Below are 15312 nucleotides of genomic sequence, written 5' to 3'. Positions count from 1 at the left end.
CGGCCGTCTATCAGTTGCGGCCGTCGGGCAGGATCAGATCGCGCAGACCATCGCCGACCAGGTTGATGCCCAGCACCAGAATCATCAGGGCGACGCCGGGAATGGCGATGACCCATGGGGAAAAGAACATGTAGGGTTTTCCTTCAGCGATCATCAAACCCCAGGACGGCGTCGGCGGCTGCACGCCAACCCCGAGGAACGACAGTGCCGACTCCAGCAGGATCGCGTGGGCCATTTCCAGAGTAGCGACGACGATCAGCGCGCCGACCAGATTGGGCAGAATTTCACTGACCAGAATGCGCAGGGTCGAGCAGCCAAGAGCCTGGGCCGACGCCACATATTCAGCATCGCGAATCTGTTGCACCGAAGCCCTGACCACCACCGCGAAGCGATCCCATAACAGGCAGCCGAGCAGCACGATTACCACTTTCAGTGAGCCGCCCATCAGCGAGGCCGAGGCCAGCGCGACCATCACGACCGGCATCGCCAGTCGGGTGGTGATCAGGTAGCTGATAAACGCATCGACCTTGCCGCCGTAGTAACCAGCCAACAGCCCCATGACGGTGCCGATAAAGCCGGAAATCAGCGCCGCCGCAATGCCGATGAACAGCGAAATACGTGCGCCGTAGAGCAGTCGCGACAGGTAGTCACGGCCCAGCTTGTCGGTGCCGAGGACGTACTCCCAGGTGCCGTGGGCCATCCATACCGGCGGTTTCATGCGCAGCATCACGTCTTGCGCATAAGGGTCGTAAGGTGCCAGCCACGGCGCGAATAGTGCACCAGCGAAGATGATCAGCAACAACACCGCGCCGATGGCGAAACCACGATGACGAAAGCTCTTGCCAAGTACTCGGCTCAGGCTGCTCGGTGGTGGCAGGTAGTCATTGATCGCAAGGGTCGTGGGGGTGCTCATGTAAGCCTCCTAGCGCACGCGAATGCGCGGGTCGAGCAGTGCGTTGAGCACATCGGCCAGCAAGGTGAGGATGATGTAGATCACCGCAATCAGCAGGACCACGGCCTGTACCACCGGAAAGTCGTCACGGGCGATGGCGTCCCAGGCGAGTTGTCCGATGCCTTGCAGGGAGAACACGGTTTCGATCACCACCGAACCGCCGAGCATGAAGCCGAACTCCACCGCCGCCAGCGCGACTACCGGAATCAAGGCGTTGCGCAGTGCATGCTTGAACAACACGCGGGCAGGGCGCAGGCCCTTGGCGCGGGCGGTGCGGATGTAATCGGAACTGAGTACATCAAGCATGCCGGCGCGGGTCAGACGCATGATTGCCGGAGTCGCGTAGTAGCCCAAGGCAATGGCCGGCATGACGAAGTGCAGCATGGTCGAGTTGCCGGACACCGGTAGCCACTTGAGCGTCACCGCGAACACCACGATCAACATCAGCGCAAACCAGAAACTTGGCATTGCCTGACCCAGCACCGCAATGCTCAAGGCCAGTCGGTCAACCCAGGTGTCGCGTTTGACCGCCGCCAGCACGCCCAGTGGAATCGCCACCAGCAAGGCGATACCCAGCGCCATGGCACCTAACCCGAGGGTAATCGGCAAGCGGCTGGCGACGAGGTTGTAGACCGACTCCTGAAAGAAAAAAGAGTTGCCCAGGTCCAGCCGTAGCAAATCGCCCAGCCAGTTGAAGTACTGGGTCGGTAGCGGTTTGTTCAAACCGTACTGCACGCGGATCTGTTCGATCTGTTCGCTAGTGGCTTCCGGTCCGCCAATGGCCGTGGCCAGGTCGCCGGACAGATGCAAAAGAGAAAAGCTGATCACCGACACGGTAATGGCAACGCAAATAGCGATGCCCAGACGGCGCAGAAGGAATCCAAGCATGGCAAGTTTCCTCATATCCAATGGATGGCAGGTGTGAGGACGTGTCCGTGGTGCGGGTTAGTCCGCAAGCCACGGCACCTCTCGATCAATCCGCTCGGTTGCGGATTACTTCCAACTGGACTGAACGAAACGCGGCAGCTCATCCGGGTACGGCGTGAACGCGAGTTCGGAGGTGTAGGCGTAGTTCATCGAGTAGTTGAACAGCGGCGCCCAGTACGCCTGTTCGCTGATGCGCTGCAACGCCTTGCGGTAGTTGTCCTTGCGAAATTGCGGGTCGAGGGCGTTATCGGCGGCCTGCAACCAACGCTGGACTTGCGGATCTTTGATGTTGTCGTCCGGATTGCCCTTGAACCAGGTGCCGGCCGACGCCGAGGTGTCGAGGATCGAGAACGAGCCCCAGGCCTGAAACGACATCGGCACCTTGCCGCCACGTTGCTGATCGCGCAGGGCGGCGTACTTCAAGTAGCGTAGCTTGGCGTTGATGCCCACAGCGCGCAGGTTACCGATGATGGCTTCGACGTAATCACGGTCGCGATAAGCGAAGATTTCTGTCTCGAAGCCATTTGGGTAACCGGCTTCGGCGAGCAGCGCCTTGGCCTTGGCCGGGTCATAGTTGTAGACCGTGGCCGCGGTGGTATCGCAGCCGAACTGGCCTGGATAACAGGCAACCTGCAAGGGTTTGGCTTCGCCACCCACCAATTGCGTGGCCAGCGCATTGCGGTTGATCGCATAGTTGATGGCCTGACGCACCTTGAGGTTCTTCATCGGCGAGTTTTCCGTGGAGGTGCCCCGAGCATCAAGAATCAGGAAGCCGATGCGCATGGTTTCGCTGCTGGTCACGGTCAGGTTCGGCATGCCTTTGAGGTCGACTGCCTGATCCGAGGTCACACGCCAGGTCCAATCGACACCATCGGTCATCAACTCGGCCAGGCGGGTTTCTGCATCCGGGATCACCCGGAACGTGAGGTGGCCGATATGTGGCTTGCCTTGTGGGCTGTCCGAAAAGTAGTCCTTGTTGATCTCCATGGTCACGCCTTCGCCAGCCACCACCGACACGGCTTTATACGGCCCGGTACCAATTGGCTTGCGACTGAATTCGGCCAGGCCGACCTTCTCGAAGTACTGCTTGGGGAACATCGGAACGGCGTTGGACAGGTATTCCAGTGCCGGAGGGAAGGGCTTCTTCAAATACAGGCGGACGCTGTAGTCACCGGTCTTTTCGGCGCTCTTGATCCAGTCTACGTTTTGCACGGTAACGACTTTCGCTTCCGGCGACACCACGTAGTTGAGGGTGAACACCACGTCGTCGGCGGTGAAGGCGTCGCCGTTGTGAAATTTGACGCCTTTGCGCAGATCAAAGTCGATGGTGGTGTCGTCGACCTGTTTCCAGCTGGTGGCCAACATGGGTTTGTATTCGCCGCTCTTGGGATCGCGGTAGATCAGGTTGTCCCAGATCAGCCGGCCGAGAATCACACCTTCGCGTAAATCGTTGTGATAGGGGCTGATGTTTTCAGGCTCGCTGTCGGAAGCGTAAACCAGGGTGTCGTTGGCTTTACCGGCGTGAGCCGGAAAACTGCTGATGAGGCCCATCAGCGCAATACTGCAGGCGAAACCTTTGATGCCCATGCCGTCGTCTCCGTTGGCGAGAGTGGTTGAATCAAAGGGCAGCGAATCGCAAATGCGTAAAGGAGGATGAATAGGTCAGGTAATGTTTTTTTGGTCTGGACACGAATGTAGGGAAAGGCTATCAATGCCACAAGAATAATATTTCGATACTTCCGTTGCCGAAAAGGCAATCCTTGGGGGCGCCGATGCAGCTGTATGGTGTGCAGTCCACGGCTCTGCGCTATTTTCTGGAAGTAGCGCGATGCGGATCGATCAGCGAAGCCTCGGTACGGCTGAATGTCGCGGCGTCAGCGGTGAGCCGACAAATCTCCAAGCTTGAGTTGGCCCTGGATGCCAGCCTGTTTGAGCGTCGTGCCCGTGGCATGGTGCTCAGCGAGGCGGGGGCGCGACTGGCGGCTTATGCGCGCAAGTCGCAGCTTGAGGCCGAGCAGGTGGTGCTGGAAATTACCGAGCTGCATGGCTTGCAACGGGGTCATGTGCATGTTGCCTGCTCGGAAGGATTTGCACTGGAATACATGCCCAGGAGCATTAGCGCGTTCAGGCGTGAGTATCAGGGCATTCATTTCACATTGGAGGTCTGTGCGCCTGCGGAAGCGACTGAGAAGGTTCGTTCTGGGGAAGCCGATCTGGCGATGACCTTCAGCCTGATGCCGCAAAAGGAAATCAAGGTCGAACATGTCCTGAGCGGGGCGATTTTTGCCGTGGTCTCCAATTCTCACCCCTTGGCCGGGCGTGAAGCGGTCAGCCTCGCCGAGTTGCAACCCTGGCCCATAGCGTTACCGAAGGCCGACACCACGATACGGCAACTGTTCGACATCTGTTGCGGTGTACAGGGGTTGTTGTTCGACCCGGTGTTGACCACTAATTACGTTGCCGCACTCTATAGCTTCGTCCGCGAAGAAGGTGTGATTAGCCTGGCCAGCGAAATGACCTTGCACAAACAGGTAGCGGACAAGCAGCTGCAATGCTTGCCGATCCTGGATGAAGGCATGCAGGCACGGCGCATCGAACTGCAAAGCATGGCTGGACGCAATTTACCGGCGGCGGTTTCTGCGTTCAGGGATTTTCTGATCGCTGAGCTGGCGAAGGCGAAGCGTCGTTGAAAAGACCAGGTTACTCGACGCTTCCGCCTTGTGGTCGCTCTAGCACCCAAATCAAACTCTACGAGTGGCTGCGAATAACTGTGGGCTTAACCATACGACGCAACAATGCGGAGCCTTCCCGTCCTCGTGGGCTTGGCCGAAAAAGCCCCAAGAGCGAGGCTTGCAACGGCGACAGGCGCCACATCTGTCGCCACGCTGCAGGCCAAGCACCACGCGGGTTGTCGCCGGTGTCGCCATCCTCCACTCGATAAACGAGGTGAGATGATGGCTTGAACATCTCGCTCCTCATTCAACAGTATTTGCTACCGGATGCCCGGAGGCATATCGCGCCCAATCCTCCATCAATATTCGCCGCTTTTCAAAAAGATCGCCACGTCGATAAGCCGCCTCTACCGCATTCTCTACTGTATGCGCGAGCGCCTGCTCACAGACCTCTCGAGGATGGTGAGTAACTTCACTAGCCCAATCCCTGAAAGTCGAGCGGAATCCATGCGTCGTGAGATCGTCCCGCTTCATCCGACGCAATGCCATCAACATCGCCATATTGCTCAGAGGACGCTTTTTGCGAGCCCCCGCAAATAGGTGATTGTTTCCTTCAACACGAGGAAGCCCTGTGAGTAAATCCAATGCCGCTTTTGATAGAGGCACCCGGTGTTCCTTACCTGCTTTCATCCTCAGCGCAGGAATGGTCCATACCCTTGCTGGCACATCAATCTCTGCCCACGTCGACTCAAGCACCTCACTGGTTCGGCAGGCAGTCAGGATGGTAAATCGCAATGCTTTAGAGCTAAGATCATCTGCTTTCTCAAGGGGCGCCATAAAGGCGGGAAGCTCTGTCCATGACATTGCTGCGTGATGCTTCACAGCACGCACTTTTGAGCGAGGTGGTAGCAGTTTGTCCAGGTGTCCACGCCATCGAGCGGGGTTTTCTCCATCGCGTAGCCCTCTGGCCTTTGCTGCATCGAGTACCAGTTCGATTCGGTTTCGCAAGCGGCTGGCAGTTTCGGGTATTGCTGTCCAAATCGGCTTGAGGATTTTCAACACATGCTCAATGCCTATTTCCTGCGTCGGAAGATCGCCTATGACCTTGAATGCATAAGTAGCCAGAGTGTTCTCCCACTGCTGAGCATGCTTGGCATTTTTCCAGCCCGTCCTGTGGGCAGCGATGTAGTCGAGTGCAACCTCTTTGAAAGTGGTTGCTTTGGCCCTGGCTGCATCCTGAGCTAAACGCTCGGCTTCTATTTCCAGTCGTTGCCGTTCCATCTCCTCATCCCGAGTGGTAAGAGGATCGACGCCTGATTTGCTCAGCTTTCTGGCTTCTGCTGCTTTCTCACGAGCTACCGCAAGGCTTACTTCGGGGTGCCCGCCCAGCCCCATGTCTCGGCTCTTGCCAGCAAGCTTGTAGCGGAAGATCCAACTTGCGCCACCGGTACGGCCGACTTTCAAGTAGAGGCCGTCACCATCATTGGTCATTCCAGGTAACCCGGATCTGACTATTTTCTCTACCGTTTTCGTCGTCAGGGATGCCATCAATCACCTCCTATTTGAAAGGCTGATGACTCAATCTAAATGAACTCCGGCCCATACTCCAGCCCATACCTTGGACCCTGGCTTCATGTAGCCACGCTTGGAACACCAAAGAAAAAAATCACTCAATCATCTGTTTTTATAGAAGTTTTATAAGAAACCTTAAAAGTCGCTGGACTTCTAAAAACACTAAAATAGCGGACTCCTTCACCGCCATATTCAGTAAACGCAAACCCCTGATTTTCCTAGAGAAAGTCGGGGGTTTGTGGTTTTTGGCGTCTGAAAAAGGGCGGTATGGGAACGGTATGGGAATAAGGGGGCTTTTCTACCCCCTATCCGACTACCCTAGTCGAGCTCGTGAGACCTCAACGTGCGCCAGCAAAATACTCGCTTTCCTCAGGAGCATTTTTCCAAGATTCAAGAGCATTGATTACGTCTTGGCTGACAAGGGTGCCATTGTCCGCGAGGCACAGCACTTCTGAAGCGACAGCTTTGTTTTGAGAGATGGTCCCGAGTTGATAGCCAGGGAAGTAAGACCCTGCGCTTGCAAAGCGAGGACGGATGTTCACTATGATGAGTGGCGCGATCACGACGCTACTGGTCTCGTCGTGGAGAACCTCAAGTTTGATCAAGAAAAGAGATAACCCGTTAGGATCTGAGTCATAGTCAGTCTCCAGGCGGAACGCTACTCGCTCCGTCTCCTGAGGCTTCACTTCGTGGTGGACCTTTACGCGGGAAACTGACCCTACCTCTTTGCATATCTTCAGGTCGTACGTTGCCGAGATAGGTACAAGTCTATGGTGGTGATTAGTCAACGTCTCCCAGTGCTTGAGCGTGGTTGCCCTAACCTCTTTTATATAAGTGACTTGCGTACCGCGATTGACCAGCTTTAGCTCTAGGGTGGTGATGTATTCATCGTCTTCGCCGCTACAGCGTTCTACTTCATACAAATCAACAATTTTGATACCCGGGGCCAAATCCAGCAAATGCTCTGGCACAGGGTTCAAGATTGCAGCGGCAAGCAATTCTTTGTAAAGCCTCAATGCCTTTCGATCAATGATATCTGCATGCGCCATCTTATGATGCTTGTCGCAAAGAAGGACGAGGTTGCTTGGATCGTTATTTTCACGATTGTGATCGATATGGTGAATTTCTAGGTAAGTATGCTCAGAGCACTGATTTATTGCGCAGCAATGGCCGCTTTCAACTTTTATTGCTCTGGCAACCTCTGCCGGAATGGTGGGGCGTTTCGTTGTGTAGATGCTATCCATGTCCTTACTCGCCGATATCTGAGTTAATTTGTTTATTGAAAAACTCGAGCAAATCAGTCAGTTGCTCAAGATCGACTACCGGGTGCGGTGCACCCCTGCCAAGAAAGCTTCCTTGGTCGACCAGCAAAGCCCCTACCACCTCAGCTCCCTTCAGAGCCGGTACGTCCGATAGCCAATTGACCTTTCGTTCCAGTTTCGAGTGAAAATTCTCTTGGTCGTCCGGACCAAGTTTGCCAACAACATTAGTTAGTTTGCTCTTTGAAAAAGGCTGTGTAAGCACCTTGCATTCAAGTATCAGCGCGAGCAATCCGGAGGGATGCAACGCCAGCACATCGATCTCTCCAGGCACCTTTTTACCGTTCGGATGAACCAACTGACAATTGCCGGCCGCCCAGTATCCTTTATCGCTGACTACACCGGCCTTCCATCCTATTTTTAGGCAAAGGTCCACGGCCGCTTGTTCAAACGGCTGCGAGATATGCATCTGAAAAGCAGATGGATGTACTGGTGAGCCCCCATAATCCGCGCAATCAAAAACCGAGTTCTCAACAAAGCAGTTGATCGAATCGATAATTGTCAAAACCGTCGTGGCGAAGGTCTTGTTGTCGATGCGTAGTACAGGTCTTTCAACCAACATGTTCGACGGGAAATCTTTCATGCGACGTTTAGGATACCAATCTGCTTGCCAGAAGCAGGCCTCCACACTTGCTTGCACCGAGGCTACTTGAAGACCAAAACCGGTGATTTCGGCCGCAAATTCCTCGAAGAGCACTACGCCGCTGTAAACCTCGGCCCCAGCCAACTTGAACTGCAGCGCAAATTGAAGCACGGTAAGCCTGGCTTTAAGTCCCAACCAGAAGGCCGGTTTTTCTCCCGCCTGGGCGAATACTGTACCGGCAAATAACTCGATATCGCTTGACTTCTCCCCTTCCAGCACACGCGTAACGGCATCGGAAAATGCGCGGGGATTCTCAAAAATGACTGACTTAGAATGCTCTAGAGTTCTTTGTGTCTCTCCGTAAGGTGAAGCCATTGCATTCCATTGTGCCAGTAACACCTTGTATCTTTCACTGGAGTGCGAAAACCCGCGGGGATGGAATTCAACGGACTCAAATCTAAACACTTTGTGATGTTCATAACTCGCGACTAACTGCTCCCAAGCCATGGCTGCGAAAACGAGTTTCTGCAGTTGAGCAGCACTTTTATCAACAGCAGTCTGTGCCTGACGGTTTGGCCAGATCATCGCTATGGATGTTTTCATCGCGGAGCCGCAAATTGGTACCTCTTTCTTCCAATTGGTGTCGCGATAGTAGAAATCGTCCACCGCCTCCAACAGTGCAGGAATCGCAATTCTTGTGTCAATTGTGCAGGCAATGGAATCTAAGCGTTGCTTGGTGTACTCGATGGCTCTCAGCCATTGCTCGTCATTCTGCAGTGCAAGCAAACCATGCGACGCTAGCAATTGAGCAGCGTCAGAGAACCATTCAGAATCCCCCGAAATACTGCAGCGCAAACCGCGGGCTAGTTCGTTGGCCTGTTTGTAAATTCTCGACGAGTCTTTGAACAGAAAATTATCTCGGGTCATCACTACATTGCGTTCCATGTCAAATTGCTATCATACCTTTTCGTCCTGCTTCACATGAGCAATTATCTACAGATTGCGGGCAAGCTGCAGTATCCCAACGACATCCGGTCCATCCTCATTAATCCACGTCCCATAATGCTGCCGGATCATATTCCCTGTCGTATGCCCCATCTGCTCAGCAATCCCATCGATTGAAGCCACGCCCGTGATCAGCAACTGACTGGCGTAAGTATGCCGACATTGCCTCGGCCCCAATACCGAACCCCAGCCGCGTTCAAGTGCGCCTTTAAAAACCGATCCCGGACAACAAAGTCGCTCACATGCGGCAACCCGCTTTTGCTATTCAGGAAAACAAAATGCAGTTTGTGCTGCCGCACCGTCTTATTGTCCCGCTCAACGATATCAACCGTCTCCACCTTCTTGTTCTGATTGCTCGCATCAATCTTGAGCAACTCATCCCACGCCGGCTCCAGCAGCCGAACCTCCGCGTCGACCGTCGAGTCTTCGTAACCCGGTTCGGGTCTCTCCTTCATTGCCACATTTGAAACACGCAAATCACTGATTTTCCTAGAGAAAGTCGGTTATTTGCGGTTTTTGGTGTCTGAAAAAGAGCCATATGGGAATATGGGGCCATGAGCTACTTTTTTTGCCCCGTGCTAGCTTTATCGAAAGGTGCTTTTCTTGATTACTAATGGCGATGGGTTCCGGCTGTAGGTTTGACACTGTCTAGGTCTTTCCACCAATGACCTAACCACCGGTTTGCCTCTGCTCTTGACGAAAACAGGTGACGTTGATGCAACCCGAACTTAGCTTCACCGATGCGGTACGCACAATTCTGCGAGGTCGCCCCGCAGGTATGATGCCTCAAGAAATCAGAGAGAACATAAAGGTGCGTTACCCTGCGTACTACGGTACCGAGTCGCATCTACGGAATGTGCAGAACGGAAATTACAAGGATGTTGATCACGCGGTTCTGGCGCAGATATACATCGCCTGCCGCAGCGCCAGGGATATTTTTGCGGACAAGTCTCAGAAGCCTCATCGAATGTCGTTAGAATCAGATGCTGAGCCTATCGAGCAGGACGCGGAAGATTTCATCGAGGGTGAGAACCTTGAAAAGCTAGCTGACGATGTCGGTACCTTATATGTCCTCGGAACCAATTTATACATGGCCGATGGCATTGAGATCATCAAGATAGGCATTACCACAGGCTCTGTGGACAAGCGAATCGCTCAACTTTACACAACTGGAGTGCCCTTCCGTTTTCGAGTCATTTCTCAATGGGAGACCACTAACTACTCGAAGCTTGAGCAAGCACTGCATTGTCTTTTCAATAGGTATCGCATCAATAAGGCTCGCGAGTTTTTCACAGCCCATTGCCTTAGTCACATACCTGATCTGATCGAAATCCATGGGAAGATTGAACAGGCTTGAATTCAAAAAGACACGTATTTTATTCACATCGATGGCTGTGATACTGACATGACCTCCCATCACTTAGTCAATCCAAGGACATTCATGGCCGACTCCAGCAATAGCATTAGCAAAGTCATCACTACTAGCACGACTTTCATCGATAAAGCAGTTGAATTTCGGCACTTTATGCTGTTGATCTCCTTCCTGCTGGCACTGGACTCATGCCTGATGATCTTTTACAAAAAGAATCTGCTGCAGTCTTTTGGTAGTTTGAGCGCTCCAGAGGTCAATGCAGCTGGAGCTTTGGTTTTCCTAGGCATTTTTGCATTTTTGATGGCCCTTCTTTTTCCTGTGTTGCGTCAGGTTTTACTTGCAGCGACAACATGGATTAAGTGGCGATTCCCGAGCAGGGATAACCAAATTAATCACGACTATCGCTATCCGTCTAGCATGCGTAAAAAAGCGCTCATTGAAAGAGACAAACTAATTATAGAACTGCTCGACAAACAGGATGATCAAAAAAGAGATCACGAAACCAACATGAACATCGGCTTTGGGCTAGTGCTCAGTTTCGCAATCAACTATCTGATCTTGGGGACCGGTCAAGTGTTGACGCTCACTCAAACCGCGGCCACATTGCTGGATGCTAGCCCAGGTTTTTGGATCAGCGCTTTGATCCGGCTTGCTGTAGGCACGTTTATGGTTTCCCTGATGGTGATACTTGCTATGTCCCTAACACCAGAAGCCAGCGACAAAATCTACCTGCCTGAGAGCGAGGAGGAGAAGGCAGCACGGATAGAAAGAGAGAAAAAAATGCAGGGCACTAGTGATGTCTACTTAGGCTAATGGATCTGTTGCACTGGCTTGAAGCTTAATATGTTTCAAGCCAGTCATGATGCCCTGGTATCTCCGCAGCCGATGGGATACAGATTCAATGACCATGAAACAGGCAGAGCTGGAAAAGGTTCATGTAGAGATCGTCAAACTGATCGCTGAACAGCGCAAGCTGAACGCCGAGGCCGGCAAGATCCGAACGATATGTAGGAATTAACTGCTTTTCGGGTACGACCTTTTCAAGCTGCCCCCAAAGCCGTGTTTCAGGCGTATTCCGCCCTCCTGTTAGACTGCCAACCCCTCGACGGTAATCGATCTCTATACTCAATTCTCGCGCCGTTTTCCCCGTCGTTTCACCCTATCGACGACAGCTCTGAACAAGGACATTTCATGATCACCACCACAACCCACACCATCGAAGGTCGGCAAATCACCGCTTACCTGGACATCGTCAGCGCTGAGTCGGTGCAAGGCGTTAACGTGATCCGTGATCTGTTCGCCGGTATGCGGGATTTTTTCGGCGGGCGGTCCCAGACATTGGAGCGGGCATTGAAGGATGCGCGAATTCAGGCGACCGACGAGATCAAGGAGCGGGCGCGGGCGCTTCAGGCGGATGCAGTGGTAGGGCTCGATTATGAGATCAGCATGCCGGCCGGCAAGGGTGGAATGGTGGTGGTGTTTGTGACCGGGACGGCGGTCAAACTGCGGTAAGTCAGTGTGAAAAAATCATGAGGGTGCCGCGCCAGAGCGTGCTCGTTTTGTTTATTCGTCATTTGGTTTTGTAGGAAGCAAGCGCTGGCCATTCGTCGGCACGTAACAATCTGAATCACAAGTCCGGGAATGACCGACTAGTCTCAAAATCCTGGGTGGTCGATATTTTTCAGGCAAATAGGGCTTGCCGGTATCGACCCGTTGATAGGAGCGAAGATATGACTGAGCCGTATATCGAAGACGACGGGGCGGAGTTTCCAATCAATAATTGCGTGCAGTGTGGTCAGACGGACTATGTGCCGAGCTTTGGTGAAGACCGTATCAAAATCAACAAAATCAAATCTACAGTGCCTCGAACTCGAGGGCCGAAGTCGAAATTCATGCCCAAGCTGGGTGCGCCTTCCAGGAAGTAAACAGTGACTCGTACGAGCCCCGCCATTGAGCGGGGTTTCTTGTTTTTGAAGGGTAGAAAGCGTGGCTTGGCGGCAATGCGGGAAAACGTCCTACAAACTTTGCGAGCGCTAGTTTTTTTTTCACAAACTTTTCACACCTGCCTACGTAGTCTCAGCTCATCCGTTAGAAAGCAGTACCCTGGCCCGTCTCCCCAGCGGGCTTTTTTTTGCCTGTCATAAAACCTTTTCCATAAATGCTGTCCAACCGTCGCTAATGACGAGGTTGATCCGTGTTTGTGTCTGGACTTTGCCTCCTCTAAAGCATTCAATCTCCGGCCTTTCGGTTTCCCCCTTTTTTGAGGTTCTCGTTATGCGTTTGACACTGCCTGCTCTGGTTTTGGGCCTTTTGGTTGCTCAAGGTGCGATGGCTGCCGGTGATGGCACCGCTGCGCTCGGTGGTGGTCTGGGTGGCGCGCTGGGTAATGTGGTCGGTCAGAAAATGGGCGGCAGCACAGGTGCAGCAATTGGTGCTGGTGTAGCGGGCGCAGCCGGCAGTGCTGTTGCAGCACGCAAAGGCAGCCGCACCAAAGCGGCTATTGGCGGCGGGGTAGGCGCGGCGGGCGGTTCGGTGATCGGCAACAGCCTGGGCGGCAAGACAGGTTCCACCATCGGTGCCGGCCTGGGTGGTGCATTGGGCGGCGGCGTGGGCAGCAATCTGTCCAAAAAGCGCCACTGATCTTAATGATCCGCTGAAAAAGCCCGGCTCGATGCCGGGCTTTTTCGTTTTGGAACGTTTCTCCCGTATATGGCTCAAATCTCTTACAGTCGGTATCTGATTTGCTGTTCAACAGACGCAGATGCCAGGCTGAGGCCTATCCGCGGCACGATCTTCCCCCGATGCGGAAATTAGAGGTTCATATCATGCGTTTGACATTGTCCACGGTGGTTTTGGGACTTTTGGTTGCTCAGGGTGCGATGGCTGCCGGCGACGGCACCGCTGCAGTGGGCGGTGGTCTTGGCGGCGCGTTAGGTAACGTGGTCGGCGGTCAACTAGGCGGTAGCACGGGAGCAGCGGTTGGCGCTGGCGTCGGCGGTGCGGCAGGCAGCGCGGTCGGTGCGCGCAAGGGCAGCCGCACAGAAGCAGCCGTTGGCGGCGGTATCGGCGCGGCGGGCGGCTCAGTGATTGGCAATAGTTTGGGCGGCTCCACCGGTTCGACCATTGGCGCTGGCGTGGGTGGTGCAGCCGGTGGCGCGGTGGGCAGTAACCTGGGTAATGACAGCGGCAGCTCGCACTCCGGCGGTGGCAAACACAAACACAAGCATAAAAATAAGTACAAGCATCGCTAACTCGATATCGAGTTAGAGTAGAAACCCGGCCCAGCGCCGGGTTTTTCGTTTCTGTCAGTAGGACTCAGGAACGTTTGCCCGTAGGACGCCTCGAACGTCATACACCCCTGAACGTTGCGAGGCATGTCATGACTCCGGAAACCGAAGGCATGGAAGATGAAGGTCCGATCAACGATCCTGGCAACGAAGATCCGGGGTCTCTGATGGACGACGCCACGGTGCCGCTCAACGATGCCGATGACGCAGGCGATGTGGGCAATATCGAGTACGACGAATACGATGAGGAAGACGACGAGTGACAGGGGGTTGTGGTCGGGCCGACCGATCGTCCCTCTGATCGAACCGCGCCTATCGTGTTGTCCTCGAAATGTCAGGATCTGCTTTTCAGGTCCATTGAGAGGTGCGTTATGAACGCTGATCCAAAAGACTCTGATATCGACGACGATACCCCCGAGTATCCGCTACCTTCACCCACCGACTCCCTGAGTCGCGATCAGCGCCCGCCCGACGATGACGACACCGGCGTGGAGCAGGTGCCCACCGATACCGATGATGTGGAGCGCGGGGATGTGGAAGCCAACCCCGATGACCCGGACATTGCCGGTGACGATCTATCGGGAGAACCGAGCTGAAGCCTGCGCAGCGATCCATCGCCGCTCGTCGATTGTGCGGCACCTTAAAAAAGCGACCGCTGCCAGACATCAGGTAAAGCACTCTTTAATGGAGGTGCGCCATGATCAGGTCAAAACTGACGACCTTGACGGTGGTCGGCTTATTGTCGATCAGTTCATTGTCGGCGTTAGCTCAATCTTCCGGCCGCGATGCGCCGGTCGACAAGGGCGGGATGCCACCTTACTCGGAAATGAATGCGGGTTCCTCGGACGGGAAGACGCCGCCACCGGACACCATTGGTGGTGGGAATGGCGGCGATGCCAGCGGGAGTAGCACCAGCCCGGGGGAGGGAAGTGGGTCGATGAGCGAGGGAGGTTCGATGGAGAGTGGTTCTGGAGGTGGGTCTGGAGAGTCAGGTGATTTTGAGATTGATGAGAGCGGTGGAGGAGTAGGAAGTGGAGGTAAAACTGGCGGTTCTGGCGGCTAAGTCAGTGTTTAATGTGGAACTGAGCCCAGCATCGAGCTGGGCTTTAGATGTTTTTCACAGGCGTCACTTATGCTTGACGCATTTGCTCGATGAGCGTGTTGCGTGAGTTCATGATTCTATATTGTTGGTTGTTTTATTGAGTATTATCTTCAGGTTTTTTTTTGCGTTGTAATAATTAATGACTCGATCCAGTTTTTATAGAAGGTTTTTTGCTCTTCAATGTTGCTAGTAATATTTTTGTCTTCGTAGTCGAAAATTCGTACTATGTCCTCTTCTTCGCTAGGTTTTCCAAGTTTAAGTTCGTATGCGACTAAGCCGCTAGACATTTGGGACGACATTCGTGAAGGGTGAACATTTAATTTGGCTCCTTTGCACAGAAATTTTATCTCAGGATAGTCGGCTCTTAACATGCCAAAGCATACGTAAAGGTCATAGGCTGTATAAATTTTTTTTAAACCACTTTGCATCGTGAATGTGAGTGTCGGTTTTTTTCTGTCGCATTCGATTGTGGCCCTTTCTATGACTCCATGATTGTTTATTAAAATTTCTATTGTTTTCAT

At 53.6% G+C, this 15312-nt stretch carries 17 protein-coding genes and 1 pseudogene; 10 read left to right on the top strand and 8 right to left on the bottom strand.

The genetic code is table 11. The features are described from left to right. Positions 1–10: 10 nt before the first annotated feature. The 3 genes from KVG95_RS22250 to KVG95_RS22240 all read right to left on the bottom strand — a co-directional run bounded on the left by KVG95_RS22250 (position 11) and on the right by KVG95_RS22240 (position 3466). Positions 11–913 carry an ABC transporter permease gene (locus KVG95_RS22250; protein WP_217857979.1) on the bottom strand — a complete coding sequence of 301 codons (903 nt, stop codon included), beginning with the start codon at positions 911–913 and terminating at the stop codon, positions 11–13. 9 nt (positions 914–922) lie between these two features. After that, positions 923–1840 carry an ABC transporter permease gene (locus KVG95_RS22245; protein WP_217857978.1) on the bottom strand — a complete coding sequence of 306 codons (918 nt, stop codon included), beginning with the start codon at positions 1838–1840 and terminating at the stop codon, positions 923–925. 105 nt (positions 1841–1945) lie between these two features. Further along, positions 1946–3466, bottom strand: coding sequence for an ABC transporter substrate-binding protein (locus KVG95_RS22240; protein ID WP_217857977.1), 1521 nt, complete (start codon positions 3464–3466; stop codon positions 1946–1948). Positions 3467–3651: 185 nt separating this feature from the next. Between KVG95_RS22240 and KVG95_RS22235 the strand changes: the two genes are divergently transcribed. After that, on the top strand, positions 3652–4569 hold the full coding sequence (locus tag KVG95_RS22235; protein ID WP_217857976.1) for a LysR substrate-binding domain-containing protein: 918 nt from the start codon (positions 3652–3654) through the stop codon (positions 4567–4569). Positions 4570–4854: 285 nt separating this feature from the next. On the opposite strand, the gene KVG95_RS22230 is transcribed toward KVG95_RS22235, so the two are convergent. From KVG95_RS22230 to KVG95_RS22215, 4 genes and pseudogenes are all read right to left on the bottom strand, one after another. Continuing rightward, the gene (locus KVG95_RS22230; RefSeq protein ID WP_217857975.1) at positions 4855–6099 is read right to left on the bottom strand and encodes a tyrosine-type recombinase/integrase; all 1245 of its coding nucleotides are present in this window, start codon (positions 6097–6099) and stop codon (positions 4855–4857) included. Between the two features lie 362 nt (positions 6100–6461). Beyond that, complete coding sequence (locus KVG95_RS22225; RefSeq protein ID WP_217857974.1) at positions 6462–7367, bottom strand: HNH endonuclease signature motif containing protein; 906 nt, start codon at positions 7365–7367, stop codon at positions 6462–6464. A 4-nt stretch (positions 7368–7371) separates the two neighbouring features. Continuing rightward, positions 7372–8970, bottom strand: coding sequence for a hypothetical protein (locus tag KVG95_RS22220; protein ID WP_217857973.1), 1599 nt, complete (start codon positions 8968–8970; stop codon positions 7372–7374). A gap of 48 nt (positions 8971–9018) precedes the next feature. Then, positions 9019–9478, bottom strand: a pseudogene (locus KVG95_RS22215) (site-specific integrase); the annotation flags it as partial. Between the two features lie 267 nt (positions 9479–9745). Here KVG95_RS22215 and KVG95_RS29905 point away from each other — a divergent pair. From KVG95_RS29905 to KVG95_RS22175, 9 genes are all read left to right on the top strand, one after another. Next, complete coding sequence (locus KVG95_RS29905; protein ID WP_225923268.1) at positions 9746–10387, top strand: GIY-YIG nuclease family protein; 642 nt, start codon at positions 9746–9748, stop codon at positions 10385–10387. An 84-nt stretch (positions 10388–10471) separates the two neighbouring features. After that, positions 10472–11215, top strand: coding sequence for a hypothetical protein (locus tag KVG95_RS22205; RefSeq protein ID WP_217857971.1), 744 nt, complete (start codon positions 10472–10474; stop codon positions 11213–11215). Positions 11216–11593: 378 nt separating this feature from the next. After that, entirely contained in the window at positions 11594–11914 is a 321-nt protein-coding gene (locus KVG95_RS22200; protein WP_007902143.1) for a YbjQ family protein, read from the top strand. Between the two features lie 218 nt (positions 11915–12132). Beyond that, a complete protein-coding gene (locus tag KVG95_RS29900) occupies positions 12133–12327 on the top strand; it encodes a hypothetical protein (protein ID WP_008072999.1) in 195 nt (64 codons plus the stop codon). A 349-nt stretch (positions 12328–12676) separates the two neighbouring features. After that, positions 12677–13042 (top strand): glycine zipper domain-containing protein, encoded by a 366-nt coding sequence (locus KVG95_RS22195; RefSeq protein WP_038979874.1) that lies wholly within the window; start codon positions 12677–12679, stop codon positions 13040–13042. Between the two features lie 185 nt (positions 13043–13227). After that, the gene (locus KVG95_RS22190) at positions 13228–13653 is read left to right on the top strand and encodes a glycine zipper domain-containing protein (protein ID WP_030127952.1); all 426 of its coding nucleotides are present in this window, start codon (positions 13228–13230) and stop codon (positions 13651–13653) included. Between the two features lie 128 nt (positions 13654–13781). Then, entirely contained in the window at positions 13782–13952 is a 171-nt protein-coding gene (locus tag KVG95_RS22185) for a hypothetical protein (RefSeq protein WP_167344811.1), read from the top strand. 108 nt (positions 13953–14060) lie between these two features. After that, positions 14061–14285, top strand: coding sequence for a hypothetical protein (locus KVG95_RS22180; RefSeq protein ID WP_038979875.1), 225 nt, complete (start codon positions 14061–14063; stop codon positions 14283–14285). A gap of 101 nt (positions 14286–14386) precedes the next feature. Further along, a complete protein-coding gene (locus KVG95_RS22175; RefSeq protein ID WP_217857970.1) occupies positions 14387–14752 on the top strand; it encodes a hypothetical protein in 366 nt (121 codons plus the stop codon). A gap of 149 nt (positions 14753–14901) precedes the next feature. Here KVG95_RS22175 and KVG95_RS22170 read toward each other — a convergent pair whose 3' ends face one another. Continuing rightward, entirely contained in the window at positions 14902–15312 is a 411-nt protein-coding gene (locus KVG95_RS22170; RefSeq protein ID WP_217857969.1) for a hypothetical protein, read from the bottom strand.

The organism is Pseudomonas farris (genome assembly GCF_019145235.1).
GTDB classification, from domain to species: Bacteria; Pseudomonadota; Gammaproteobacteria; order Pseudomonadales; family Pseudomonadaceae; genus Aquipseudomonas; species Aquipseudomonas farris.
Note: the sequence above shows the minus strand (reverse complement) of the source record. Positions and strands in the feature narration are given on the sequence as shown.